Origin of the sequence: Pseudomonas asgharzadehiana (genome assembly GCF_019139815.1) — a bacterium.
Classification (GTDB): Bacteria; Pseudomonadota; Gammaproteobacteria; order Pseudomonadales; family Pseudomonadaceae; genus Aquipseudomonas; species Aquipseudomonas asgharzadehiana.
Genome location: NZ_CP077079.1, coordinates 5,696,509 through 5,720,158, shown reverse-complemented (window position 1 = coordinate 5,720,158; position 23,650 = coordinate 5,696,509). Strand labels below are relative to the sequence as shown.

Annotated in this window: 25 protein-coding genes; 17 read left to right on the top strand and 8 right to left on the bottom strand. The window is 61.2% G+C overall.

From position 1 onward, the window contains the following. Positions 1-29 precede the first annotated feature (29 nt). Positions 30-1,001 (bottom strand): alpha/beta hydrolase family protein, encoded by a 972-nt coding sequence (locus KSS96_RS26050; protein ID WP_116078247.1) that lies wholly within the window; start codon positions 999-1,001, stop codon positions 30-32. Between the two features lie 77 nt (positions 1,002-1,078). On the opposite strand from KSS96_RS26050, the gene KSS96_RS26045 reads away from it, so the two are divergent. The 14 genes from KSS96_RS26045 (at position 1,079) to KSS96_RS25980 (ending at position 16,099) form a co-directional block, all read left to right on the top strand. Then, a complete protein-coding gene (locus tag KSS96_RS26045) occupies positions 1,079-3,079 on the top strand; it encodes a PAS domain-containing sensor histidine kinase (protein WP_017530815.1) in 2,001 nt (666 codons plus the stop codon). 12 nt (positions 3,080-3,091) lie between these two features. Continuing rightward, the gene (locus tag KSS96_RS26040; RefSeq protein WP_017530816.1) at positions 3,092-3,721 is read left to right on the top strand and encodes a response regulator; all 630 of its coding nucleotides are present in this window, start codon (positions 3,092-3,094) and stop codon (positions 3,719-3,721) included. A 214-nt stretch (positions 3,722-3,935) separates the two neighbouring features. Further along, entirely contained in the window at positions 3,936-5,048 is a 1,113-nt protein-coding gene (locus tag KSS96_RS26035) for an ABC transporter ATP-binding protein (protein ID WP_017530817.1), read from the top strand. A gap of 44 nt (positions 5,049-5,092) precedes the next feature. Beyond that, positions 5,093-6,136: an ABC transporter substrate-binding protein gene (locus tag KSS96_RS26030; protein WP_017530818.1), complete on the top strand. Its 1,044-nt coding sequence runs from the start codon at positions 5,093-5,095 to the stop codon at positions 6,134-6,136. A 161-nt stretch (positions 6,137-6,297) separates the two neighbouring features. Further along, positions 6,298-7,545, top strand: coding sequence for an ABC transporter permease (locus tag KSS96_RS26025; RefSeq protein WP_017530819.1), 1,248 nt, complete (start codon positions 6,298-6,300; stop codon positions 7,543-7,545). A gap of 12 nt (positions 7,546-7,557) precedes the next feature. Further along, on the top strand, positions 7,558-8,382 hold the full coding sequence (locus KSS96_RS26020; RefSeq protein ID WP_003176462.1) for an ABC transporter permease: 825 nt from the start codon (positions 7,558-7,560) through the stop codon (positions 8,380-8,382). 169 nt (positions 8,383-8,551) lie between these two features. After that, the gene (locus KSS96_RS26015) at positions 8,552-9,700 is read left to right on the top strand and encodes an iron-containing alcohol dehydrogenase (protein ID WP_017530820.1); all 1,149 of its coding nucleotides are present in this window, start codon (positions 8,552-8,554) and stop codon (positions 9,698-9,700) included. Between the two features lie 85 nt (positions 9,701-9,785). Further along, on the top strand, positions 9,786-10,460 hold the full coding sequence (gene rpe, locus KSS96_RS26010; protein WP_017530821.1) for a ribulose-phosphate 3-epimerase: 675 nt from the start codon (positions 9,786-9,788) through the stop codon (positions 10,458-10,460). After that, on the top strand, positions 10,457-11,275 hold the full coding sequence (locus KSS96_RS26005) for a phosphoglycolate phosphatase (protein ID WP_017530822.1): 819 nt from the start codon (positions 10,457-10,459) through the stop codon (positions 11,273-11,275). The genes rpe and KSS96_RS26005 overlap by 4 nt, the downstream gene beginning before the upstream one ends. A 70-nt stretch (positions 11,276-11,345) precedes the next feature. Next, positions 11,346-12,827 (top strand): anthranilate synthase component I, encoded by a 1,482-nt coding sequence (gene trpE / locus KSS96_RS26000; protein WP_017530823.1) that lies wholly within the window; start codon positions 11,346-11,348, stop codon positions 12,825-12,827. A 10-nt stretch (positions 12,828-12,837) separates the two neighbouring features. Next, entirely contained in the window at positions 12,838-13,431 is a 594-nt protein-coding gene (locus tag KSS96_RS25995) for an aminodeoxychorismate/anthranilate synthase component II (protein WP_065879387.1), read from the top strand. Between the two features lie 9 nt (positions 13,432-13,440). Next, complete coding sequence (trpD, locus tag KSS96_RS25990; protein ID WP_015886156.1) at positions 13,441-14,490, top strand: anthranilate phosphoribosyltransferase; 1,050 nt, start codon at positions 13,441-13,443, stop codon at positions 14,488-14,490. Beyond that, positions 14,487-15,323, top strand: a complete 837-nt coding sequence (gene trpC / locus KSS96_RS25985) for an indole-3-glycerol phosphate synthase TrpC (protein WP_017530825.1) — start codon at positions 14,487-14,489, stop codon at positions 15,321-15,323. The genes trpD and trpC overlap by 4 nt, the downstream gene beginning before the upstream one ends. An 80-nt stretch (positions 15,324-15,403) precedes the next feature. Continuing rightward, complete coding sequence (locus KSS96_RS25980; RefSeq protein ID WP_068936421.1) at positions 15,404-16,099, top strand: lipoate--protein ligase family protein; 696 nt, start codon at positions 15,404-15,406, stop codon at positions 16,097-16,099. Here KSS96_RS25980 and crp read toward each other — a convergent pair. Then, positions 16,096-16,740, bottom strand: a complete 645-nt coding sequence (gene crp / locus KSS96_RS25975) for a cAMP-activated global transcriptional regulator CRP (protein WP_017530827.1) — start codon at positions 16,738-16,740, stop codon at positions 16,096-16,098. The two genes, KSS96_RS25980 and crp, sit on opposite strands and share 4 nt — an antisense overlap. A 246-nt stretch (positions 16,741-16,986) precedes the next feature. Between crp and KSS96_RS25970 the strand changes: the two genes are divergently transcribed. Further along, on the top strand, positions 16,987-17,409 hold the full coding sequence (locus KSS96_RS25970) for an OsmC family protein (protein WP_003176451.1): 423 nt from the start codon (positions 16,987-16,989) through the stop codon (positions 17,407-17,409). A gap of 61 nt (positions 17,410-17,470) precedes the next feature. Here the strand turns inward: KSS96_RS25970 and coq7 are convergent, their stop codons facing one another. The 6 genes from coq7 to hemJ form a co-directional block, all read right to left on the bottom strand. Next, entirely contained in the window at positions 17,471-18,118 is a 648-nt protein-coding gene (gene coq7, locus KSS96_RS25965) for a 2-polyprenyl-3-methyl-6-methoxy-1,4-benzoquinone monooxygenase (protein ID WP_017530828.1), read from the bottom strand. A gap of 116 nt (positions 18,119-18,234) precedes the next feature. Then, on the bottom strand, positions 18,235-18,573 hold the full coding sequence (locus KSS96_RS25960; protein ID WP_005792015.1) for a histidine triad nucleotide-binding protein: 339 nt from the start codon (positions 18,571-18,573) through the stop codon (positions 18,235-18,237). Positions 18,574-18,619: 46 nt separating this feature from the next. Continuing rightward, entirely contained in the window at positions 18,620-19,408 is a 789-nt protein-coding gene (locus tag KSS96_RS25955; protein WP_017530829.1) for an SDR family NAD(P)-dependent oxidoreductase, read from the bottom strand. Between the two features lie 61 nt (positions 19,409-19,469). Beyond that, a complete protein-coding gene (locus KSS96_RS25950; RefSeq protein ID WP_017530830.1) occupies positions 19,470-20,435 on the bottom strand; it encodes a DUF805 domain-containing protein in 966 nt (321 codons plus the stop codon). Between the two features lie 70 nt (positions 20,436-20,505). Beyond that, positions 20,506-21,468 carry an NAD(P)H-dependent flavin oxidoreductase gene (locus tag KSS96_RS25945; RefSeq protein WP_017530831.1) on the bottom strand — a complete coding sequence of 321 codons (963 nt, stop codon included), beginning with the start codon at positions 21,466-21,468 and terminating at the stop codon, positions 20,506-20,508. 25 nt (positions 21,469-21,493) lie between these two features. After that, positions 21,494-21,922, bottom strand: a complete 429-nt coding sequence (gene hemJ / locus KSS96_RS25940) for a protoporphyrinogen oxidase HemJ (protein ID WP_017530832.1) — start codon at positions 21,920-21,922, stop codon at positions 21,494-21,496. A 135-nt stretch (positions 21,923-22,057) separates the two neighbouring features. Between hemJ and argC the strand changes: the two genes are divergently transcribed. After that, positions 22,058-23,092, top strand: coding sequence for an N-acetyl-gamma-glutamyl-phosphate reductase (argC, locus tag KSS96_RS25935; protein WP_065879389.1), 1,035 nt, complete (start codon positions 22,058-22,060; stop codon positions 23,090-23,092). Positions 23,093-23,257: 165 nt separating this feature from the next. Further along, positions 23,258-23,608, top strand: a complete 351-nt coding sequence (erpA, locus tag KSS96_RS25930) for an iron-sulfur cluster insertion protein ErpA (protein ID WP_003176443.1) — start codon at positions 23,258-23,260, stop codon at positions 23,606-23,608. The last annotated feature ends 42 nt before the right edge of the window (positions 23,609-23,650 follow it).

Genomic DNA, 23,650 nt, shown 5'->3' with positions numbered 1-23,650 from the left:
GCAAGCCCACATGGATTTTGCGTTGTTCTTCAGTCCGCATCGGCCTGTGGGCTCAACCACCCACGTACTCGCCGGTACAACTGTTCTTGCTCGGCAGCGCTGTTGCCGGGCAGGGTCTTCAAGGTCACTTGCTTATAGCCATCATTCTTCAAGCGTTTGGCGGCCTGGGCCCGCGCCAGTGCGTTTTTGCGGGATTGAGCGGTGTCTTGGTAGAACACGTCAGCGGTCGGCAACTTCAGGCCGGGGGCCAGTTGTTGCACGTCCGGATGGCGGCCATTGGGCGTTTGCGCCGCGACCATCACGAACCTCTGCACCTGGGACGGTTGTTTCTCGCTCAGGTAACGCGCGGCCCACCAGGCGCCCGTGCCATGGCCGAGCAGCACCACGCTACGTGCGCTTTGGGTTTGGGCGAAGGCCACGGCGGCGTCGATGCGGTCGAAGATACGCGACGCGTCGGTCTTGTCCTGCTCATCGGCGCCCGCCACCACCGCCGGGTCGGTGCCTTCGGCCTCGGCGCTGGCGGCTTGTTCGATCGGTTTGTCGGCGGTGCTGGCTTCCTTGCTGCTGGTGTCGACCGTGGCGTTGGGCGCTTCCACGGCGCGTGGCGGCAGGGTGTCGACGCTTACGTCCGGCAGCGACAAGCTGAGGCTGCCCCAATTGGCGTCCGGCAATTTGCGCCGCAATGGGCCGATTGCTTGAGGCCAATCAGCATTTTCACCGCGCCCCGGTACGATAATCACCACGCCTTCGGGTTCGGAGCTGTTGGCGGGTTTCCACAGGGCGAGGAAGGAGTCGCTGCCGGCCTGCAACTGCTGTTGTTCCTGTTGCGGCAGGGTGCGCTCCAGCGAACTGGCCTCTTGCTGGCTGCGCTCGGGCAAGGGTTGGCGCTCGACGGGTTTTTCGGCGGGCGGCGGTGTGTCGGCGGCGTGTACAGAAAAGGCGCTGGTAAATAGCAGCGACAGGCACAATGCTGGCAGTGCCGAACGGTGGAGAAAGAGCATCGTTAATTCCCGGCCAGAAGAGATTCCAGCAGCCTAATGGGTTGGTCAGTATTTGTCAGTGATGTGAGACGTGGATCATGGGTTTTCGCTGTCTGCTGGTTATCGGCTGTTTGTGCATTGCCTTTATGGCCAACGCCGCCCCCACGCCTGCCGTCCCGCAGGCACAGCTCAACGCGCAGCAGCGCGAATGGCTGGCCGCGCACCCGGAGCTGCGGGTAGGTGTGGTGCTGCAGGCGCCTTACGCGCAATACGACCGGCGGCTGCAACGCTTGTCCGGCGCCAATGTGGAACTGATGCAATGGCTGGCCAAGGCGCTGAACATTGACCTGGTGTGGCGCAACTTTCCCAGTCAGGAGCAGTTGGAAGCCGCCGTGCGCGACGATGAAGTCGACATCGCCCCAGGCCTGCAACAGACCCCGGCCGGGTTGCGCCTGTGGTTGTTCACCGACCCCTATATGCGTGTGCCCCAACACATCGTCGGCATCCGGGAGGGCGGTGGCGCCGTTGAACTGGAAAAACTCGATGGGCAGTCTCGCGTCGCCGTGCGCATGCCCAGCGCCGTGGCCGATTATCTGCGCGGTACTTACCCAGGCCTTAACCTGCAAGGTGTGCCCATGGAGCGCCAGGCCCTGCAATTGCTGGTCAGCGAGCAGGCGCGCTACGCCATCGTCGATGAAGCGCAACTGAGTCGCTTGTCCGGCGAAGCGGAGTTCGCCGGGTTGGCGGTGGTAGGGGATATCGGCTTGCCGCAGTTGCTGCGCGTGGCCACTCGACGCGACTGGCCGCAGTTGGCCGGCATTATGGAAAGCGCGCTGCGCGCCATCCCTGCCCGAGACCTGGACCAGTTGCACAATCGTTGGCTGCAGCCCAAATACCCGCGTTTATCCGAATCCAAAGGCTTTTGGCAAAACCTCTGCCTGTTGCTGGGGCTGTTGTTGCTCGCCAGCCTGGCGGTGGTGTTCTGGCAACGCCGCCAGCAACGCGCGCTGGAACACGACCTATTGGCCGCGCGCGAAGAAAGCGCCGCGCGCGCCGCCGGTGCGCAAGCGTTGCGCCTGACGCAATTTTCTATCGACCAAAGCACCGTCGGCATCCTGTGGGTCAACTGGGACAGCCATGTGCGCTACGCCAACCGCGCCGCCGAAAGCATGCTCGGCTACGACCCCGGCGCGCTGATCGAGCGGCCGCTGGTCGATCTCGACCCCACGCTGGACATGGACCGCTGGCTCAACCTATGGAAGCGCGCGCGCGCCAGCGAAGAGGGGCCGCAGAATTTTGCCACCGATTGCCTGCGCGCCGACGGCAGCATCCTGCCGGCCAACGTGTCCTTGAGCTTCTTGCGGTTTGCCGAGGCCGAGTACCTTGTGGTTTACCTCAACGACGTCACCGAACTGCGCCGTACCCTGGCCGCGTTGCTGCAAAGCGAAGCGCAACTGCGCGAATTGTCCGCGCACCTGGAAACCGTGCGCGAAGAAGAGAAGGCGCGCATTGCCCGCGAAGTGCACGACGAACTCGGGCAGATGCTCACGGTGCTCAAGCTGGAAACGTCCATGTGCGAGCTGGCCTATGCGCAACTGGACCCCGGCCTGCACGAGCGCTTGAACAGCATGAAACGCCTGATCGCTCAGTTGTTCCAGCTAGTGCGGGACGTAGCCACCGCCCTGCGCCCGCCGATTCTCGATGCCGGGATTGCGTCTGCCATCGAGTGGCAAGCCCGCCGCTTTGAAGCGCGTACGCACATTCCCTGCCTGGTGCAGGTGCCGGATAACCTGCCGGCCCTGAGCGACGCCAAGGCCATAGGCCTGTTTCGTATCCTGCAGGAGGCGCTGACCAATGTGATGCGCCATGCCCAGGCGCATACTGTGGAGCTGACGTTGGCGATGGACGGCAGCGATTTGCGCTTGACCATCAGCGACGACGGCGTTGGCTTCGTCCAGCCTGAAGGCCGCGCGGTCTCGTTTGGCCTGGTCGGCATGCGCGAGCGGGTGCTGATCATGGGTGGGCAATTGAGCCTGCACAGTGAGTTGGGGGAGGGCACCACCCTGAGCGTGATGGTGCCGCTGGATGCCAAACAATAAGAGGAAACCCCTGTGATCCGCGTACTGGTAGCCGAAGACCACACCATTGTTCGTGAAGGCATCAAGCAACTGATCGGCCTGGCCAAAGACCTGCTGGTGGTAGGCGAGGCGAGCAATGGCGAACAGTTGCTGGAGACCTTGCGCCACGTGTCCTGCGAGGTGGTCCTGCTGGACATTTCGATGCCTGGCGTCAATGGCCTGGAGGCGATTGCGCGGATTCGCGCGTTGAGCAACCCGCCGGCGATCCTGGTGCTGTCGATGCACGACGAAGCGCAGATGGCAGCCCGCGCCTTGAAGGTGGGCGCCGCCGGCTATGCAACCAAGGACAGTGACCCGGCGTTGCTGCTCACCGCTATTCGCAAGGTGGCCGCCGGCGGGCGCTATATCGACCCGGACCTGGCCGACCGCATGGTCTTTGAAGTCGGCCTCACCGACGCCAGGCCGCTGCATGCGTTGCTGTCGGAGCGCGAGTTCTCGGTGTTCGAGCGCCTGGCCCAAGGCGCCAACGTTAACGATATCGCCCAGCAACTGGCGCTGAGCAGCAAAACCATCAGTACCCACAAAGCGCGCTTGATGCAAAAGCTCAACATCACCTCCCTGGCTGAACTGGTGAAGTACGCCATGGAACACAAACTTCTGTGACGACATGCCTGTTTGCGACGCCCCTTAAACCGTACTGAAGCCATTCCCGGCGCGTGCGGCCGTGACACTGTTCCATCCCCGCCATTGATGTAGGGCGATCCCTACCCCCAGCCTTCCATCCGGCTGATGCAAATCTCTCCTGGCCCCCGATTTCCGGGGGCTCTGGCGTGGACTACGCTTGTGCCACAGCAGTCCAAAACACAAAGGTGCGGGTATGAGCGAGGTGGATTCAAATGATGTACTGGTCAGCTTTCGTGGCGTGCAGAAAAGCTACGACGGCGAGAACCTGATCGTCAAAGACCTCAACCTGGAGATTCGCAAGGGCGAGTTCCTCACCTTGCTCGGGCCATCCGGTTCGGGCAAGACCACCAGCCTGATGATGCTCGCCGGCTTTGAAACCCCCACCGCCGGCGAAATCCAGCTGGCGGGGCGCGCCATCAACAACGTGCCGCCGCACAAGCGCGACATCGGCATGGTGTTCCAGAACTACGCGTTGTTCCCGCACATGACCGTCGCCGAGAACCTGGCGTTCCCGCTCTCGGTGCGCGGGTTGAGCAAGACCGATATCAGCGAGCGGGTCAAACGCGTGCTGAGCATGGTCCAGCTTGACGCTTTCGCCCAGCGCTACCCGGCGCAATTGTCCGGCGGCCAGCAACAGCGTGTGGCCTTGGCCCGCGCGCTGGTGTTCGAGCCACAGTTGGTGCTGATGGACGAACCCCTCGGCGCCCTCGACAAGCAACTGCGTGAACACATGCAGATGGAGATCAAGCACCTGCACCAGCGCCTCGGCGTGACGGTGGTGTATGTGACCCACGACCAGGGTGAAGCCCTGACCATGTCCGACCGCGTGGCGGTGTTTCATCAGGGCGAGATCCAACAGATCGCCCCGCCACGCACCTTGTACGAAGAGCCCAGAAACACCTTCGTGGCCAACTTCATCGGCGAGAACAATCGCCTCAACGGGCGCTTGCACAGCCACACCGGCGACCGCTGCGTGGTCGAGCTGGCGCGGGGCGAGAAGGTCGAGGCCCTGGCGATCAACGTCGGCCAGCTCGGCGGCCCGGTGACGCTGTCGGTACGCCCGGAACGCGTCAGCCTCAACGGTTCCAGCGAAAGCTGCAGCAACCGTTTTTCGGGGCGAGTGGCGGAATTCATCTACCTGGGCGACCACGTGCGCGTACGCCTGGAAGTCTGCGGCAAGGCCGATTTTTTTGTGAAACAACCGATTGCCGAGCTGGACCCGGCCCTGGCGGTCGGCGACGTGGTACCGATTGGCTGGCAAGTCGAGCACGTTCGCGCACTCGACCCACTTTTAGAGGCGAATTGATCGCCCCCATGGCTTCACCAACCCTGCACGTGGAGAGAACAACAATGTTGAAATCCCTTAAGTATTCAGCGCTCGCCCTCGGTTTGATGGGCGCGACACAGGCCATGGCCGCCGGCCCGGACCTGACGGTTGTGTCCTTTGGTGGCGCGAACAAGGCGGCACAGGTCAAGGCCTTCTATGCACCGTGGGAAAGCGCGGGCAACGGCAAGATCGTTGCCGGCGAGTACAACGGTGAGATGGCCAAGGTCAAAGCCATGGTCGACACCAAGAGCGTGTCCTGGGACCTGGTGGAAGTGGAATCGCCGGAATTGTCCCGCGGTTGCGACGAAGACATGTTCGAACCGCTCGACCCGAAACTGTTCGGCAAAGCCGAAGACTACGTAAAAGGCGCGATCCAGCCGTGCGGTGTGGGCTTCTTCGTGTGGTCGACCGTGCTGGCGTACAACGCCGACAAATTGGCCTCCGCGCCCACCAGTTGGGCGGATTTCTGGGACACCAAGAAATTCCCGGGCAAGCGCGGCCTGCGTAAAGGCGCCAAGTACACCCTGGAATTTGCGTTGATGGCCGACGGCGTAGCGCCCAAAGACGTCTACAAAGTACTGGCCGGCAAAGACGGCCAGGACCGTGCGTTCAAGAAGCTCGACGAACTCAAGCCGTCGATCCAATGGTGGGAAGCCGGCGCACAACCGCCACAGTACCTCGCCTCGGGTGACGTAGTGATGAGCTCGGCCTACAACGGCCGCATCGCTGCCGTGCAAAAAGAAAGCAACCTGAAAGTGGTGTGGAACGGCGGCATCTACGACTTCGACGCCTGGGCCATTCCTAAAGGCCTGGCCAAAGACCGCGCGGAAGCGGCGAAGAAATTCATCGCCTTCTCGGTGGCGCCGCAGCAGCAGAAGACCTATTCGGAAAACATCGCCTACGGCCCGGCCAATACCCAAGCCGTACCGTTGCTGGCCAAGGACATTCTCAAGGACATGCCGACGACGCCAGAGAACATCGCCAACCAGGTGCAGATCGATGTGAGCTTCTGGGCCGATAACGGCGAGCAGCTTGAGCAGCGCTTCAATTCCTGGGCTGCAAAGTAACCAGCAGCACCGCTGAACCCCTGTGGGAGGGGACTTGCTCCCGATGGCAGACTGTCAGGCAATACACAGGCTGACTGATCCACCGCTATCGGGAGCAAGTCGAATCGTCGCACCGCCCCTCCCACAGGGTGTGCATTCATCTTTAAGATCCGGAGTCAGCCATGGCCATCGCCGTTCCCTCGAACGAGGTCAACAGCCCCACCCTCAAGCAGCGCCTGGCGCGTGCCGAGCGGCTTAACCGCTGGAAGGCCCAGGCCTTGATTGCGCCGCTGGTGCTGTTTTTGCTGCTGGTCTTCCTGGTGCCGATCGTTGCGCTGTTGTTTAAAAGTGTCGGTAACCCGGAAGTGGTGGGCGGCTTGCCGCGTACCGTGATGGCGGTGACAGCTTGGGACGGTCGTGGCCTGCCGGGCGAGCCGGTATACCGGGCGCTGAGTGAAGACCTGGGTGAAGCGCGCAAAAACCAGACCTTGGGCGACCTGTCCAAGCGCTTGAACATGGAACTGGCCGGCTACCGCAGCCTGCTGACCAAAACCGCACGGGCGCTGCCGTTTACCGAAGCGCCGGCCTCTTATAAAGAAGCGCTGGAAACCCTCGACGAACGTTGGGGCGACCCGGCGTACTGGCAGGCGATCCGGCGCAATACCAGCAGCCTGACGCCGTATTACTTGCTGGCGGCGGTCGATCACCGTATCGACGACCTGGGCGAAATCGCCCCGGCCACGCCCGACCAGGCGATCTACCTGGACATTTTCGCCCGCACCTTCTGGATGGGCCTGGTCATCACGGTCATCTGCCTGCTGCTGGCCTACCCCCTGGCCTACCTGTTGGCCAACCTGCCGGCGCGTAAAAGCAACCTGCTGATGATCCTGGTGTTGCTGCCGTTCTGGACCTCGATCCTGGTGCGGGTCGCCGCATGGATCGTGCTGCTGCAATCCGGTGGCCTGATCAACAGCGCGCTGATGGGCATGGGCCTCATCGATAAACCCTTGGAGCTGGTGTTCAACCGCACCGGGGTCTACATCTCGATGGTGCACATCCTGCTGCCGTTCATGATTTTGCCGATCTACAGCGTGATGAAGGGCATTTCACCCACCTACATGCGTGCGGCCATTTCCCTGGGCTGCCACCCGTTCGCCAGTTTCTGGCGCGTGTACTTCCCACAGACCTACGCCGGTGTGGGCGCCGGTTGCCTGTTGGTGTTCATTCTGGCGATTGGTTACTACATCACTCCGGCGTTGCTGGGCAGCCCGAACGACCAGATGGTCAGCTACTTCGTGGCGTTCTACACCAACACCAGCATCAACTGGGGCATGGCGACGGCGTTGGGCGGCCTGCTGCTGCTGGCGACCGTGGTGCTGTACTTGATCTACAACCGGCTGGTCGGCGCCAGCCGCCTGCGCCTGAGCTAAGGAGACCTTGCGATGCTGAGCCCTTATATGTCCCCCGTGGAGCGGGTGTGGTTCTACAGCTTGCGGATTCTCTGCGGCTTGATCCTGCTGTTCCTGATATTGCCCGTGCTGGTGATCATCCCGCTGTCGTTCAACAGCGGCAGTTTCCTGGTGTACCCGCTGCAAGGCTTTTCGCTGCAGTGGTACCACGACTTCTTTGCCTCGGCCGAATGGATGCGTGCGCTGAAAAACAGCATCATCGTCGCCCCGGCGGCCACGGTGCTGGCGATGGTGTTCGGCACCCTGGCGGCGATTGGCCTGACCCGTGGGAATTTCCCCGGCAAGGCGTTGGTGATGGCCCTGGTGATATCGCCGATGGTGGTGCCGGTGGTGATCATCGGCGTGGCCAGTTACCTGTTCTTTGCGCCGTTGGGCCTGGGTAACAGCTTTTTCTCGTTGATCGTGGTGCATGCGGTGCTGGGTGTGCCGTTTGTGATCATCACCGTGTCGGCGACCTTGCAGGGTTTCAACCATAACCTGGTGCGGGCAGCGGCCAGCCTGGGGGCTTCGCCCTTGACCGCGTTTCGTCGGGTAACCCTGCCGCTGATTGCGCCGGGGGTGATCTCCGGCGCGTTGTTTGCCTTTGCCACCTCGTTCGATGAGGTGGTGGTGACGCTGTTCCTTGCCGGCCCCGAGCAAGCAACCCTGCCACGCCAGATGTTCAGCGGTATCCGCGAAAACCTCAGCCCGACGATTGCGGCGGCGGCGACCTTGCTGATTGCGTTCTCGGTGTTGCTGTTGCTGACCTTGGAGTGGTTGCGTGGCCGTAGCGAGAAGCTGCGGACAGCACAGGTCTAGAGCCCAGCACAGATCAAAATGTGGGAGGGGCGGTGCGACGATTCGACTTGCCCCCTCCCACAGGGGTTTTGTGTTGAGCCTCCAAGACCATTCAGCCGCTGAATGGCAGACAACCCCTGTGCATCAGCTACTCTTGTGCCAGCCCCATCATTGATAAGAGGCCGCGCACATGAGTACTTCCTCATTCAAGATCGCCCACAAATTGCTGACAGGCGCAGGCGCCATCGGGCAGCTGGCCGCCGAGCTTACCCGTCTGGATGTGGACAACCCGCTGATTGTCACCGATGCGGTGCTGGTCAAATCCGGCACCGTAGCCTTGGCCCTCGAACACCTGGGCGAGCGCAGCTACGAAATCTTCGACCGCGTGCTGCCCGACCCGGAAATAGCCATTGTCGAAGACTGCATGCAGGCCTACCGCGACGGCGGGCACGACGGCCTGATTGGCCTGGGGGGCGGTAGCGCCATCGACATTGCCAAAAGCGTGGCGGCCTATGCCGGTTACCACGGCGCGCTGGCGGATTTGTTCGGTATCGATCAGGTACCGCGTAAAGGCCCGCCATTGATCGCGATCCCGACCACGGCCGGCACCGGCTCGGAAGTCACCAATGTGGCGATCCTCTCCGACAAAGTCGCGCAGTTGAAAAAAGGTATCGTCAGCGATTACCTGTTGCCGGACGTGGCGCTGATCAGCCCGCAAATGACCCTGACCTGCCCGCGCAGCGTTACCGCCGCCAGCGGCGTGGATGCGCTGGTGCATGCCATTGAGTCGTACCTGTCGCTGAACGCCTCGCCGATCACCGATGCCTTGGCCATCGGTGCGATCAAGCTGATCGCCAAGGCGCTGCCCAAGGCCTACGCCAACCCGGCCCATTTGCAGGCCCGGGACGATATGGCCACCGCCAGCTTGATGGCCGGCATGGCTTTCGGTAACGCCGGGGTGGGGGCGGTGCATGCGTTGGCCTACCCGCTGGGCGGGCGTTTCAATATTGCCCACGGCGTGAGCAATGCGCTGTTGCTGCCCTACGTGATGCACTGGAACAAGCTGGCCTGTGTCGAGCGCATGCAGGACATTGCCCAGGCCATGGGCGTCAATACCAGCGGGCTGAGTGTCAATGAGGCTGCCGACCAGGCGGTGGAGGCCATGACGCGACTCTGCGCCGCCGTGGAGATCCCGGCAGGCCTGCGCAGTTTCGCAATCCCCGAGAACGCGATCCCGGCCATGGCCACTGAAGCTGCGGGGATCGAACGGTTGATGCGCAACAACCCGCGCAAGCTCAGCGTGGCGGATATCGAGAAAATCTACCGGGCCGCTTACTAGCCCGTTGAGCCAGGTCACGGTGCGCGCAGCAAAGCATGAGGTATACAATGCGCGCCATCGTGATTTAGCTCAGAAAAGGTGCGTCATGCAGCCCTTCGTTATTGCCCCATCGATTCTCTCCGCCGACTTCGCCCGCCTGGGTGAGGAAGTGGACAACGTGTTGGCCGCCGGTGCCGACTTCGTGCACTTCGATGTCATGGACAACCACTACGTGCCCAACCTGACCATCGGCCCGATGGTCTGCGCGGCGCTGCGCAAATACGGCATCACCGCGCCGATCGACGCGCACTTGATGGTCAGCCCGGTGGACCGCATCATCGGCGACTTCATCGAAGCCGGCGCCACCTACATCACCTTCCACCCGGAAGCTTCGCTGCACGTCGACCGTACCCTGCAACTGATCCGCGAAGGCGGTTGCAAGGCGGGCCTGGTGTTCAACCCGGCTACCCCGCTGGACGTGCTCAAGTACGTGATGGACAAGGTCGACATGGTGCTGCTGATGAGCGTCAACCCAGGTTTCGGTGGGCAGAAGTTCATCCCCGGCACTCTTGACAAGCTGCGTGAAGCCCGCGCGCTGATCGATGCCTCGGGCCGTGATATCCGCCTGGAAATCGACGGTGGGGTCAACGTCAACAACATCCGCGAAATCGCTGCCGCCGGTGCCGACACCTTCGTCGCCGGTTCGGCGATCTTCAATGCCCCGGACTATCAGGAAGTGATCGCCAAAATGCGCGCCGAACTGGCGCTGGCGCGTCCATGAGCGGCTTTGAGCAGCTGTTCCCCGGCAAACTGCCACGGCTGGTGATGTTCGATCTGGACGGTACCTTGATCGACTCGGTGCCGGACCTGGCGGCGGCGGTGGACCAGATGCTGCTCAAACTGGGGCGCCCGCCGGCGGGGCTGGAGTCGGTACGCGAATGGGTCGGCAACGGCGCGCCGATGCTGGTGCGCCGGGCCCTGGCCAACCACATCGAGGCCGACGGTGTCGACGAGGTGGAAGCCGAACACGCCTTGGAATTGTTCAACACGGCCTATGAAGGCGACCATGAACTGACCGTGGTTTACCCCGGCGTACGTGACACCCTCAAGTGGCTGAGCAAGCAGGGCGTGGAAATGGCCCTGATCACCAACAAGCCGGAGCGATTCGTTGCGCCGCTGTTGGACCAGATGAAGATCGGCCGTTATTTCCGCTGGATCATCGGCGGCGATACGTTGCCGCAGAAAAAGCCTGACCCGGCGGCGCTGTTTTTTGTGATGAAAATGGCCAATATCCCGGCCTCGCAGTCATTGTTTGTCGGCGATTCGCGCAGCGACGTGCAGGCGGCAAAAGCGGCGGGTGTGCAGTGCGTAGCCTTGAGCTACGGCTATAACCATGGCCGGCCGATTGCCGAGGAATCTCCGGCGTTGGTCATTGATGACCTGCGACTGCTAATCCCCGGTTGCTTGGGAGCGGGCGCTGAGATAACGTTGCCCGATACCGATCCGTCCCCTTCTGGAAATTCCATCGTGGTGGTCACTCGCAAACTCTGGATGAAAGTCATCAAGGCCCTGGCCCGCTGGCGTTGGCGCGCCTGACTGATCCTGGCCGCGCTCTGCGGCACGTTTGCCTACCTGACTGTTAGACCCTCACACCACGAGGCACCTCATGACCCGCGAAGAATTCCTGCGTTTGGCCGCTGCCGGCTATAACCGTATTCCCCTGGCCTGCGAAACCCTGGCCGACTTCGACACACCGCTGTCGATCTACCTGAAACTGGCCGACGAGCCCAATTCCTATCTGTTGGAATCGGTGCAGGGCGGCGAGAAGTGGGGGCGTTATTCGATCATCGGCCTGCCATGCCGTACGGTGATGCGGGTACACGACCATCATGTGAGCATCACTCATGACGGCGTCGAGATCGAAAGCCACGACGTGGAAGACCCACTGGCCTTCGTCGAAACCTTCAAGGCGCGTTACAACGTGCCGACCATCCCTGGCCTGCCGCGTTTCAACGGTGGCCTGGTGGGGTATTTCGGCTACGACTGCGTGCGTTATGTGGAAAAACGCCTGGGCAAATGCCCGAATCCAGACCCATTGGGCGTGCCGGATATTCTGCTGATGGTGTCCGATGCGGTGGTGGTGTTCGACAACCTCGCCGGCAAAATGCATGCGATCGTGTTGGCCGATCCGGCCCAGGCGGATGCCTTCGAACAAGGCCAGGCCAGCCTCGAAGCCCTGCTGGACAAACTGCGCCAGCCGATCACCCCGCGTCGCGGCCTGGACCTCAGCCGTCCACCAGCAGCCGACCCGGTGTTCCGTTCCAGCTTTACCCAGGATGACTACGAGCGCGCCGTCGACACGATCAAGGAATACATCCTCGCCGGCGACTGCATGCAGGTAGTGCCGTCGCAACGTATGTCCATCGACTTCAAGGCGGCGCCCATCGACCTGTACCGGGCGCTGCGCTGCTTCAACCCGACGCCGTACATGTACTTCTTCAACTTTGGCGACTTCCACGTGGTGGGCAGTTCGCCGGAAGTGTTGGTGCGCGTCGAAGACAACCTGATCACCGTGCGCCCGATTGCCGGCACTCGCCCGCGCGGTGCGACCGAAGAAGCGGACGTGGCGCTGGAAGAAGACCTGCTGAGCGACGACAAGGAAATCGCCGAGCACCTGATGCTGATCGACCTGGGCCGCAACGACACCGGGCGCGTCTCGGAAATCGGCTCGGTGAAATTGACCGAGAAGATGGTCATCGAGCGCTATTCCAACGTGATGCACATCGTGTCCAACGTCACTGGCGAGCTGAAAGCCGGCCTGACCGCGATGGACGCATTGCGCGCGATTCTGCCGGCCGGCACGTTGTCGGGCGCGCCGAAGATCCGTGCGATGGAAATCATCGACGAACTGGAGCCGGTCAAACGCGGCGTCTACGGCGGCGCGGTGGGGTATTTCGCCTGGAACGGCAACATGGACACGGCCATTGCGATCCGCACGGCAGTGATCAAGGACGGGGAACTGCATGTACAGGCCGGTGGCGGGATCGTCGCCGACTCGGTGCCGGCCCTCGAATGGGAAGAAACCCTGAACAAGCGCCGCGCAATGTTCCGCGCTGTTGCGCTGGCTGAACAGACCCCCAATTCCTGAGGTTTCCCCCATGTTGCTGATGATTGATAACTACGATTCCTTTACCTACAACGTTGTGCAGTACCTGGGCGAGCTGGGTGCCGAGGTCAAGGTGGTGCGCAACGATGAACTCACCGTGGCGCAAATCGCTGCGCTGAACCCCGAGCGCGTCGTGGTTTCGCCTGGCCCGTGCACCCCGACCGAGGCGGGTGTCTCCCTCGAAGCCATCCGGTATTTCGCCGGCAAACTGCCGATCCTGGGTGTATGCCTGGGTCACCAGTCCATCGGCCAGGCGTTTGGCGGTGATGTGGTGCGTGCGCGCCAGGTGATGCACGGCAAGACCAGCCCGGTGTTCCACAAGAGCACGGGCGTGTTTGAAGGCCTTAACCTGCCGGTCACGGTCACTCGCTACCATTCGCTGGTAGTCAAGCGTGAAACCCTGCCTGAATGCCTGGAACTGACGGCCTGGACCCAACTGGAAGACGGCTCCGTCGACGAGATCATGGGCCTGCGCCACAAGACATTGAACATCGAAGGGGTGCAGTTTCACCCCGAGTCGATCCTGACCGAGCAGGGCTACGAGCTGTTCGCCAACTTTCTCAAGCAGAGCGGCGGCACGCGCTAAGGACTTTCCATGGATATCAAGACTGCCCTGAGCCGTATCGTCGGCCATCTGGACCTGAGCACCGCTGAAATGAGCGATGTGATGCGCGAGATCATGACCGGCCAATGCACCGACGCGCAGATCGGCGCGTTTATGATGGCCATGCGCATGAAGAGCGAAAGCATCGACGAAATCGTCGGCGCCGTCTCGGTGATGCGCGAGTTGGCGGACAAGGTTGAGCTCAAGACCCTCGACGGTGTGGTCGACGTGGTCGGCACCGGCGGTGACGGTGCGAATATTTTCAACGTGTCGACGGCTTCGTCTTTTGTAGTGGCGGCGGCTGGTTGCACCGTGGCCAAGCATGGTAACCGTGCGGTGTCCGGCAAGAGCGGCAGTGCCGACCTGCTGGAGGCGGCCGGTATTTACCTGAACCTGACGCCCGTGCAAGTGGCGCGCTGTATCGACAATGTGGGCATCGGCTTCATGTTTGCCCAGTCTCATCACGGAGCGATGAAGCACGCCGCCGGCCCGCGCAAGGACCTCGGCCTGCGTACCTTGTTCAACATGCTCGGCCCGCTTACGAATCCGGCCGGTGTGAAGCACCAGGTGGTGGGCGTCTTCAGCCAGGCGCTGTGCCGGCCATTGGCCGAAGTGCTGCAACGCATGGGCAGCAAGCACGTGTTGGTGGTGCATTCCAAAGACGGCCTGGACGAATTCAGCCTGGCTGCACCGACCTTCGTGGCAGAGCTGAAGAATGACCAAATCACTGAATATTGGGTCGAGCCTGAAGACCTGGGCATGAAGAGCCAGAGCCTGCACGGTTTGGCGGTAGAAAGCCCGGCGGCATCGCTGGAATTGATTCGCGATGCATTGGGGCGGCGCAAGACCGAGAACGGCCAAAAAGCTGCGGAAATGATCGTTCTGAATGCTGGCGCGGCACTTTACGCGGCCGACCATGCCTATAGTCTTAAAGAAGGTGTCGCATTGGCCCACGATGCGCTGCATACCGGTCTGGCTCGCGAAAAACTCGAAGAGCTGGGTGCATTCACCGCTGTATTCAAGATGGAGAATGAAGGATGAGTGTGCCGACCGTTCTGGAAAAAATCCTCGCCCGAAAAGCCGAAGAAGTCGCCGAGCGCCGCGCCCGCGTAAGCCTGGCCGAGCTGGAAGGTTTGGCCAAAAATGCGGATGCACCGCGTGGTTTTGCCAATGCCTTGATCGCCCAGGCGAAAAAGAAGCAGCCGGCGGTGATCGCCGAGATCAAGAAGGCCTCGCCGAGCAAAGGCGTGATCCGCGAGCACTTTGTACCTGCAGAAATCGCGGTCAGCTATGAAAAGGGCGGCGCTACGTGCCTGTCCGTGCTGACCGATATCGATTACTTCCAGGGTTCTGATCTGTTCCTGCAACAGGCCCGCGCGGCGTGCAAGCTGCCGGTGATCCGCAAGGATTTCATGGTCGACCCGTACCAGATCGTCGAAGCGCGTGCCTTGGGCGCCGACTGCGTACTGCTGATCGTCTCCGCCCTGGATGACGTGAAGCTGGCCGAGCTGGCGGCCGTGGCCAAAAGTGTTGGCTTGGACGTGCTGGTGGAAGTGCACGATGGCGATGAGCTGGAACGTGCGCTGAAAACCCTCGACACGCCGTTGGTGGGGGTGAATAACCGCAACCTGCACACCTTTGAAGTCAGCCTGGAAAACACCCTCGACCTGCTGCCACGTATCCCGCGCGACCGTTTGGTGATCACCGAGAGTGGCATCGTCAATCGCGCCGACGTGGAACTGATGGAAATCAGCGAGGTGTATTCGTTCCTGGTGGGCGAGACGTTCATGCGCGCCGAGAACCCAGGGGCAGAGCTGCAACGCTTGTTTTTCCCGGAGCGGGGCGTGGCGGTCAGCGGTTCGACTCTGGATTGATGAAATGCGCTCAAAATGTGGGAGGGAGCAAGCCCCCTCCCACATTGGGTTTTGTGTTTATTCAGCGAGGTGGGTGTTCGATGATCCAGCCAGTGTCGATGACTGTCGAAGCAGGGCTTGCCGCTGAGCAAGCGCTACTGGCTGCCGTGTGTGCAGGTGAACAGGAATTCGGCCTGCTGTTCTGGCAACCCAGCGACCGAGCCTTGGTGATGCCGCGCCGGTTGAGCCGGCTGCCGACGTTTGAAGCTGCCAGCCGGGTCTCGGCCGACGCCGGTTGGCCCGTGCTGCTGCGCGAAACCGGTGGCGAGCCGGTGCCACAGTCGGCTGCCACGGTGAATATCGCCTTGGTCTACGCGCCACCGCGCAGCGAAGGCGATCAGGGCCGTATCGAAACCGGTTACCAGCGCTTATGCCAGCCGATCTGCGACTTGTTGATCGAATTGGGCGGCGATGCCTCGGTGGGTGAAATCGACGGCGCCTTCTGCGACGGTCGCTATAACGTCAATCTCGACGGCCGCAAAATGGTCGGCACGGCCCAGCGCTGGCGCCAAATCGGTGGCCGACCGGTGGGGTTGGTGCATGGCGCCTTGCTGCTGGATAACGATCGAGAGGCATTGATCGCAGCGGTCAACCGCTTCAACGAGGCTTGTGGCCTTGAGCAGCGTGTTCGCGCCGACAGCCATATCGCCCTGCACGAAGCGTTCCCCGCGCCGGATGCGATCAGTCGGCTGGACACCTTGTACCGTCAGATGCTGGCCAGCTTCCTGCCGGTTTAACGGGTGCCGAACACCACCATTGTCTTGCCTTTGACGTGCACCAGGTTGCGTTCCTCCAAGTCCTTGAGCACGCGGCCGACCATCTCCCGTGAACAGCCGACAATGCGCCCGATTTCCTGGCGCGTGACTTTGATCTGCATGCCATCCGGGTGGGTCATGGCGTCGGGTTGCTTGCACAGTTCCAGCAGGCAGCGGGCCACCCGGCCAGTGACGTCAAAGAACGCCAGGTCGCCGACCTTGCGCGTGGTATCTCGCAGGCGCTGGGCGATCTGGCCGCTGAGGGCGTAGAGGATGTCGGGGTCCTGCTGGGCCAGCTCGCGAAATTTGCTGTAGCTGATCTCGGCCACTTCGCACTCGACCTTGGCCCGCACCCAGGCGCTGCGTTCCTGCTCCTTGCCCGCTTGTTCAAACAACCCCAGTTCGCCGAAAAAATCTCCGGTGTTGAGGTAGGCGATGATCATCTCGCGGCCGTCTTCGTCCTCGATCAGGATGGTGACCGAGCCCTTGATAATGAAGAACAGTGTTTCGGAGCGTTCGCCGGCGCAGATGATGTTGTGCTTGGCCGGGTGACGTCGGCGCTGGCAGTGCGTCAACAGCTTGTCGAGATTCTTGATCTTGGGTATGGGAGTAAGAGCAACCATGGTTGTATCCCGAAAAGGCAGCGCGAGGTGGTTTGAGTTGTTATCTGCAGCGCTATCGGCATTGATAGGCGCTGTATAAAGGGTGGCAATACGCCATCGATTTGGCGCCAGCTTAACAGACACATTCTGTCTCGATTAGCCAATTTTCCCAGGAAGCCCTGCAATTGATCGCTTTTGTGGGAAACGCTGACGCCGGCGGGCCCTGTGCTAAGCTGGCGACCCTTTTTTAGCAGTGGAGTCTGGGCGATGAAGGCACGCATCCAATGGGCGGGCGAAGCCATGTTCCTCGGTGAATCGGGCAGCGGTCACGTAGTGGTCATGGATGGCCCGCCGGAAGCCGGTGGCCGTAACCTGGGCGTACGCCCGATGGAAATGCTCCTGCTCGGCGTAGGCGGTTGCAGCAATTTCGACGTGGTCAGCATCCTGAAGAAATCCCGTCAGGCCGTGGAAAGCTGCGAAGCTTTCCTGGAAGCCGAGCGCGCCACGGAGGATCCCAAGGTGTTCACCAAGATCCACATGCATTTCGTGGTGAAGGGCCGGGGGCTGAAAGAGGCGCAGGTCAAGCGTGCGATTGAACTGTCGGCGGAGAAGTACTGCTCGGCGTCGATCATGCTTGGCGCGGCCGGAGTGGCCATCACCCATGACTACGAGATTATCGAGCTGGGCTGATGACGCATTGGCAAAAAGAAGGGCGCTTTGATAGCGCCCTTTTTTTCAGCTGCGGTTTGGGTCAGATGCGGTAGGTGCTTTTGGTCATGACCTTGGCCAGCAGGCTCATGCCGAACCGCACGGGCGCCGGGAAGCGAAAGCCGCCGGCATCCAGCGCGCTTTCGGCGTGATGTTCTTCATCGATGCGCATCTGTTCGAGAATTGCGCGGGACTTTTCGTCTTCCGCCGGCAATTGCTCCAGGTGTTCATCCAGGTGCTTGCATACCTGATGTTCGGTCGCGGCGACAAAGCCGAGGCTGACCTTGTCGCTGATCAAGCCGGCTGCCGCGCCGATGCCGAATGACAAACCGTAAAACAGCGGGTTGAGCACGCTGGGATGGCTGCCCAGTTGGCGAATGCGTTGTTCGCACCAGGCCAGGTGATCGATTTCTTCCTCGGCTGCGTGCTCCATGGCCGCGCGCACTTGAGGCAGTTTGGCGGTCAGGGCCTGGCCCTGGTACAACGCCTGGGCACACACTTCGCCGGTATGGTTGATGCGCATCAGGCCGGCGACATGTCGGGTCTCGGTCTGGCTCATCTGCGCGTCGGGCTGCACGATGGCCGGCGACGGACGGTAGGGCTGGCCGCTGAAGGGCAGCAATGTACGCATGGCCGTGTCGGCTTGCAGCAATAGACGATCAATCGGCGAGTAGTGACGTTGGGTAGTCATGCTGACCTCCGGGAGGAATCTCGGCGGCCAGTTTACCGCAAGAGAGGGGCGCGCGTTTGCGCTGAGTCAAGGGCATGGGGTCGCAGCACGGCGCTGCGATCCGTTTGGGAGGCCTGTCAGCCCGGCGGCCAGTTCATCTGACGCTGCCCCAGCACATGCATATGAATGTGATAGACGGTCTGCCCGCCATCTTCATTGCAATTCATCACCACGCGAAAGCCTTTCTCGCAACCTTGTTCCACGGCCAGGCGTTGGGCGGTGAACAGGATGTGCCCGGCCAGTGCCTTGTCTTCTTCCGTGAGGTCATTGAGCGTGCGGATCGGCTTCTTCGGAATCACCAGAAAATGCACGGGCGCCTGAGGGGCAATATCGTGGAAGGCCAGGACTTGGTCATCCTCGTAGATGATCTTCGCAGGTATTTCTCTGTTGATGATCTTGGTGAACAGAGTATCCACAGCTGTTTCTCCATTATGAATGTGCAGGGTGAGTGTACTCAGGCGATCAGCGTGGGCAATAGGCCTTGTTGATCGCGCCGGCAATCTTGCGGGTAAGCCAGCGTGGGCTCAAGCGCGGGCTGAAGGCCAACCAGCGGTTGCGGCGACCGGGAATGATGATGGCTTTGTTTTTGTCCAATGCACGCACGGTGTACAGCGCGACTTCTTCGGGGCTCATCAACTGTTCGCTGCGGTCGAGCTTGGCGGTGTCCATTTGCGCGGTGTCGAAGAACGCGGTGCGCGTAGGGCCAGGGCAAAGGACCGAAACCTGGATGCCGCAGCTCTTCAGTTCTTCGCGCAGGCCTTCGGAGAAGTGCAGCACATAGGCCTTGCTGGCGTAGTAGCTGCTCATCCACGGGCCGGGCTGGAAGGCGGCAACCGAAGCGACATTGAGGATTTGCCCGCCGCCGTGCAGCGCCATGGTATTGCCCAGGGCGTGGCACATGCGGGTCAGGGCGAGGATGTTGACTTCGATGAGGTCTTGTTCGGTCATCCAGTCCTGGGCCAGGAACGGCCCACTGGTGCCGATACCGGCGCAATTGACCAGCAAGTCGATCTGCCGCTCGCCTTCCTCAAGCTCCAGCAGGAACCCGGACAAGCGCAGCGGCTCGCCCAGGTCGCAGGCACGAATCAGCACCTCGACGCCGAAGCGTTGAGTCAGTTCCAGTGCAATGCTTTCCAACTGATCACGCTGGCGGGCCACCAGAATCAAGCTGCGGCCGCGGCGGGCCAACGCTTCGGCCAGTGCCAGGCCGATGCCGCTGGAGGCACCGGTGATCAGAGCGTAACGGGTCATGCCTTTCTCCATCGCAACGCCCCCATCGATGATGGAGGCATCACGGATGGGGGCGTTTTCTTTACTGTTCTTCGGGGGAGTCTACAGGTTCGGCTGCTTCGTCAGCACTTTGCGCGTCTTCTTCCTCGACGATCACGCTTTGGTCGGCGTCTTCGTCGGAGGTGATGGAGCTGCTTTCGTAGCTGCTGTCCACGTTGGATTCGAGTTGGTCCAGGTAGCCGTTCATGCCCAGCGAGACCACGATGATGAGCATCAACGGAATGAACGCCAGCCACAACGAGGCAAGTACCTTCACCGCGGTGGAGTTGCGCGGAGGCGGTGCGCCGTACTGGTTGGCGCCCGCGTTACCTGGCAGCACCAGCAGCAGTAGCGGGAAAATGCTGTTTACCAGCGGCACCAGGTTGAGCAGGTATAGCCAGCCTGACCAGCCCAAGTCATGCAGGCGTTGCACACCGATCTGCACGCTCACCACAACCAGCGCAACGAACAGCGCGAAACCCAGCAGCGAGCCGAGAATGATGGCTATGGTCGGCGACGCAGTTGCGATGGCGAAGCCCACGGTGCTGATGATGCCGGCGGCCACGAGCATTGCGACGGTCAGCACCAGCGTCCATGCCAGGTACCGCAGGCGACCGATACGCCCGTTGATGGTGAAGACTTTGAGTTCGGCGTATTCCGGCAGGTTCTCACCCACGGTTGCACGCGGCGGCGCGTAGGGTGAGGCGGCGGGGCGCGAGAAATCAGCGGCGCCGGAGTCCGTCTCGTGGGTTTCGGCCAGGCTGAATGCCACGGGTTGTTCGGCTTCGATACGCGCATCGATCCCGGCGTTTTTCAACGCGGTGAGGTAGGTTTCGGCATCGGGGCGGGACAGGTCGCGTTTCAATGCAACCGGGCGGCCGGTGAAGAGTTTCTCGATATCCTCGACACTGCTTTTGAACAGTTCGGCCAGGTTCAGCTTGGCCGTGGTGCTTTCGACACCCGGGAGCAAGGCTCCATCAAACACAATCTTGAAACGGTTGTCGCTCATACGGGCATCCTTGTCATTCAATCAATGGGGGGAATGCAGGTCTGTTCAATAGACAGACCATGCGATGGGTTCAGCGTGGCCAGCGCAACTGTACCGCCTGCTCGCGTGCCTTGCGGTATTCGGCATCCAGGCGGGCGACGAGTTCATCGACGCTGGGCAAATCATTAATCTCACCGACGCCCTGGCCGGCCGACCATACGGTCTTCCAGGCCTTGGCTTCGTCGCTCAGCGGCTTGAGCTTGGAGCCGAAGTTGACTTCGCCTTTGCCTTGCAGAGAGGCGAGATCAAAACCGGCATTTTCCAGGCTCTGGCGCATAAAGCTTGCGGGCACGCCGGAGACTGCGGGAGTGTGCACGATGTCGGCGGCGCGCGCTGTGAGCAGCATCTCTTTATACGCATCTGGGGCGTGGCTTTCAGTCGTGCCGATAAAGCGTGTGCCGAAATATGCCAGGTCCGCCCCCAACAACTGCGCGGCGAGGATCTCATGGCCATGGTTGAGGCAGCCAGCCAGCAGCAGGGTTTTATCGAAGAACTGGCGAATCTCGGCAATCAGTGAGAATGGACTCCAGGTACCCGCATGCCCACCGGCGCCCGCCGCGACAGCGATCAGGCCATCGACACCCGCTTCAGCGGCCTTTTCGGCGTGGCGCCGCGTGGTGACATCGTGAAATACCAGGCCGCCATAGCTGTGCACCGCATCCACCAGTTCTTTTACTGCGCCCAGGCTGGTGATGATGATCGGCACTTTATGCTCGACGCAGATCGCCAGGTCCGCCTCCAGCCGTGGGTTGCTGTTGTGCACGATCAGGTTCACGGCGTAAGGCGCGGGGTTGTCCAACTGCGCCAGGCCCGCTTCGATTTCTTCCAGCCAGGCCTTGAAACCACTGCTTTCGCGTTGGTTGAGGGCCGGGAAACTTCCGACCACACCATTGCGGCAGCAGGCCAGGACCAGTTGTGGGTTGGAAATCAGGAACATCGGCGCGGCCACTACCGGCAGGCGCAGTCGTTGTTCAAGCAGAGCGGGCAGCGACATATGGAGGTACCCCAGGTAATTGAAATTAGAACGGTTTGACCACGACCAAAATTACGATAGCCAGCAATATCAGAACCGGCACTTCATTGAACCAGCGATAAAAGACATGGCTGCGGGTGTTTTCGCCACGGGCGAAGCGTTTTACCTGTGCGCCGCACATATGGTGATAACCGATCAGCAGCACTACCAGGGTCAGCTTGGCGTGAATCCAGCCGCCCATGCTGAAGATGCCCGGGTTGAGGGCGATCAGCCAAATGCCGAACACCAGGCTGGCAAGCATCGCCGGGCCCATGATGCCGCGGTACAACTTGCGCTCCATGACACTGAAGCGCTCCTTGCTGACGGTGTCTTCGCTTTGGGCGTGGTAGACGAACAGGCGTGGCAGGTAGAACAGCCCGGCAAACCAGCAGACGATGCTGACGATATGGAAGGCTTTGACCCATAGATAGAGCATGTTTAGTTATTCCCAGGTTCACGGTAACTGAAGATAGTAGTGGCTCATGCATCCGTACGTCACGTTGGCGGTTGTCGCAAAACGATGTGGCCCCTATTATCGACGGCTTTCCAGTGGTTCGTTGAGGGCAGGTTTATGGTCAAGGTCGGTATCGTCGGCGGCACGGGTTATACCGGTGTCGAATTGCTGCGTCTGTTGGCTCAGCATCCGCAAGCTGAGGTGGTGGTTATTACCTCCCGATCCGAGGCCGGCCTGGCAGTGGCCGATATGTACCCGAACCTGCGAGGTCACTACGATGGCCTGGCGTTCAGCGTGCCGGACATCAAGACGCTTGGCGCCTGTGACGTGGTGTTCTTTGCCACGCCCCACGGCGTTGCCCATGCGCTGGCCGGTGAGTTGCTGGCTGCCGGCACCAAGGTGATCGACCTGTCGGCGGACTTCCGTCTGCAGGACGCCGATGAATGGGCCAAGTGGTACAACCAGCCGCACGGTGCGCCGCAGCTGTTGGAAGAGGCCGTGTACGGCTTGCCGGAAGTCAATCGTGAGCAGATCAAGCAGGCACGCCTGATCGCGGTGCCGGGTTGCTATCCGACGGCGACACAATTGGGTTTCCTGCCATTGCTCGAAGCGGGGCTGGCGGATACTTCGCGGCTGATCGCAGACTGCAAGTCGGGTGTCAGCGGTGCAGGCCGGGGCGCGGCGGTGGGGTCGCTGTATTCCGAGACGTCAGAAAGCATGAAGGCCTATGCGGTAAAGGGGCATCGCCATCTGCCGGAGATTCGCCAGGGCCTGCGCCGTGCTGCGGGCAAGGAGGTGGGGCTGACCTTTGTGCCGCACCTGACACCGATGATTCGTGGCATTCATTCCACGTTGTACGCGACGGTCACCGATCGCTCGGTCGACTTGCAGGCGCTGTTTGAAAAGCGTTATGCCGACGAGCCGTTCGTCGACGTCATGCCGGCCGGCAGCCACCCGGAGACCCGCAGCGTGCGTGGCGCCAATGTATGTCGGATTGCCGTGCATCGCCCGCAGGACGGTGACCTGGTGGTGGTGCTGTCGGTGATCGATAACCTGGTCAAGGGCGCGTCGGGCCAGGCAGTGCAGAACATGAACATCCTGTTCGGCCTGGATGAAAAGCTTGGGTTGTCCCACGCTGGCATGTTGCCTTAAGTCGCTTGGCGGATGGTGCAAAAGGCCCGTTAATCGGGCCTTTTGTGTTTTTAATAGCGGCGAAGCGGATTGATATACCGTAACAATAGTTGACCGCTTTTCTAGGAGAAGCGGATAATGCCCGCCATTACGCATATGGCGGCGCTACGCCGGGAGATTATCAGCATGAGCGTTGAATCCTTCACCCCCACGGCTTTGCAATTCACCCACGGTGCTGCGCACAAGGTGAAGAGCCTGGTCGATGAAGAGGGTAATGATCGCTTGAAGCTGCGCGTATTCGTTACGGGCGGCGGTTGTTCAGGGTTTCAGTACGGTTTTACCTTCGATGAAGATGTGGCCGATGACGACACTATCGTTGAACGCGAGGGCGTGAGCCTGGTTGTAGACCCGATGAGCTTCCAGTACCTGGCGGGTGCCGAGGTGGATTATCAGGAAGGTCTGGAAGGTTCGCGTTTTGTGATCAAGAACCCTAACGCCACCACCACCTGTGGTTGCGGGTCTTCGTTCTCGATCTGATCGATGCTGCAAACAAAAACGCCGCTTGGCTTTTAAAGGCCA

What these genes read in the sequence shown, in the direction of transcription:
- KSS96_RS26050 (WP_116078247.1), bottom strand. Translation starts at nt 1,001, where the DNA reads ATGCTCTTTCTCCACCGTTCGGCACTGCCAGCATTGTGCCTGTCGCTG.
- KSS96_RS26045 (WP_017530815.1), top strand. Translation starts at nt 1,079, where the DNA reads ATGGGTTTTCGCTGTCTGCTGGTTATCGGCTGTTTGTGCATTGCCTTT.
- KSS96_RS26035 (WP_017530817.1), top strand. Translation starts at nt 3,936, where the DNA reads ATGAGCGAGGTGGATTCAAATGATGTACTGGTCAGCTTTCGTGGCGTG.
- KSS96_RS26030 (WP_017530818.1), top strand. Translation starts at nt 5,093, where the DNA reads ATGTTGAAATCCCTTAAGTATTCAGCGCTCGCCCTCGGTTTGATGGGC.
- KSS96_RS26025 (WP_017530819.1), top strand. Translation starts at nt 6,298, where the DNA reads ATGGCCATCGCCGTTCCCTCGAACGAGGTCAACAGCCCCACCCTCAAG.
- KSS96_RS26020 (WP_003176462.1), top strand. Translation starts at nt 7,558, where the DNA reads ATGCTGAGCCCTTATATGTCCCCCGTGGAGCGGGTGTGGTTCTACAGC.
- KSS96_RS26015 (WP_017530820.1), top strand. Translation starts at nt 8,552, where the DNA reads ATGAGTACTTCCTCATTCAAGATCGCCCACAAATTGCTGACAGGCGCA.
- rpe (WP_017530821.1), top strand. Translation starts at nt 9,786, where the DNA reads ATGCAGCCCTTCGTTATTGCCCCATCGATTCTCTCCGCCGACTTCGCC.
- KSS96_RS26005 (WP_017530822.1), top strand. Translation starts at nt 10,457, where the DNA reads ATGAGCGGCTTTGAGCAGCTGTTCCCCGGCAAACTGCCACGGCTGGTG.
- trpE (WP_017530823.1), top strand. Translation starts at nt 11,346, where the DNA reads ATGACCCGCGAAGAATTCCTGCGTTTGGCCGCTGCCGGCTATAACCGT.
- KSS96_RS25995 (WP_065879387.1), top strand. Translation starts at nt 12,838, where the DNA reads ATGTTGCTGATGATTGATAACTACGATTCCTTTACCTACAACGTTGTG.
- trpD (WP_015886156.1), top strand. Translation starts at nt 13,441, where the DNA reads ATGGATATCAAGACTGCCCTGAGCCGTATCGTCGGCCATCTGGACCTG.
- trpC (WP_017530825.1), top strand. Translation starts at nt 14,487, where the DNA reads ATGAGTGTGCCGACCGTTCTGGAAAAAATCCTCGCCCGAAAAGCCGAA.
- KSS96_RS25980 (WP_068936421.1), top strand. Translation starts at nt 15,404, where the DNA reads ATGATCCAGCCAGTGTCGATGACTGTCGAAGCAGGGCTTGCCGCTGAG.
- crp (WP_017530827.1), bottom strand. Translation starts at nt 16,740, where the DNA reads ATGGTTGCTCTTACTCCCATACCCAAGATCAAGAATCTCGACAAGCTG.
- KSS96_RS25970 (WP_003176451.1), top strand. Translation starts at nt 16,987, where the DNA reads ATGAAGGCACGCATCCAATGGGCGGGCGAAGCCATGTTCCTCGGTGAA.
- coq7 (WP_017530828.1), bottom strand. Translation starts at nt 18,118, where the DNA reads ATGACTACCCAACGTCACTACTCGCCGATTGATCGTCTATTGCTGCAA.
- KSS96_RS25955 (WP_017530829.1), bottom strand. Translation starts at nt 19,408, where the DNA reads ATGACCCGTTACGCTCTGATCACCGGTGCCTCCAGCGGCATCGGCCTG.
- KSS96_RS25950 (WP_017530830.1), bottom strand. Translation starts at nt 20,435, where the DNA reads ATGAGCGACAACCGTTTCAAGATTGTGTTTGATGGAGCCTTGCTCCCG.
- KSS96_RS25945 (WP_017530831.1), bottom strand. Translation starts at nt 21,468, where the DNA reads ATGTCGCTGCCCGCTCTGCTTGAACAACGACTGCGCCTGCCGGTAGTG.
- hemJ (WP_017530832.1), bottom strand. Translation starts at nt 21,922, where the DNA reads ATGCTCTATCTATGGGTCAAAGCCTTCCATATCGTCAGCATCGTCTGC.
- argC (WP_065879389.1), top strand. Translation starts at nt 22,058, where the DNA reads ATGGTCAAGGTCGGTATCGTCGGCGGCACGGGTTATACCGGTGTCGAA.
- erpA (WP_003176443.1), top strand. Translation starts at nt 23,258, where the DNA reads ATGAGCGTTGAATCCTTCACCCCCACGGCTTTGCAATTCACCCACGGT.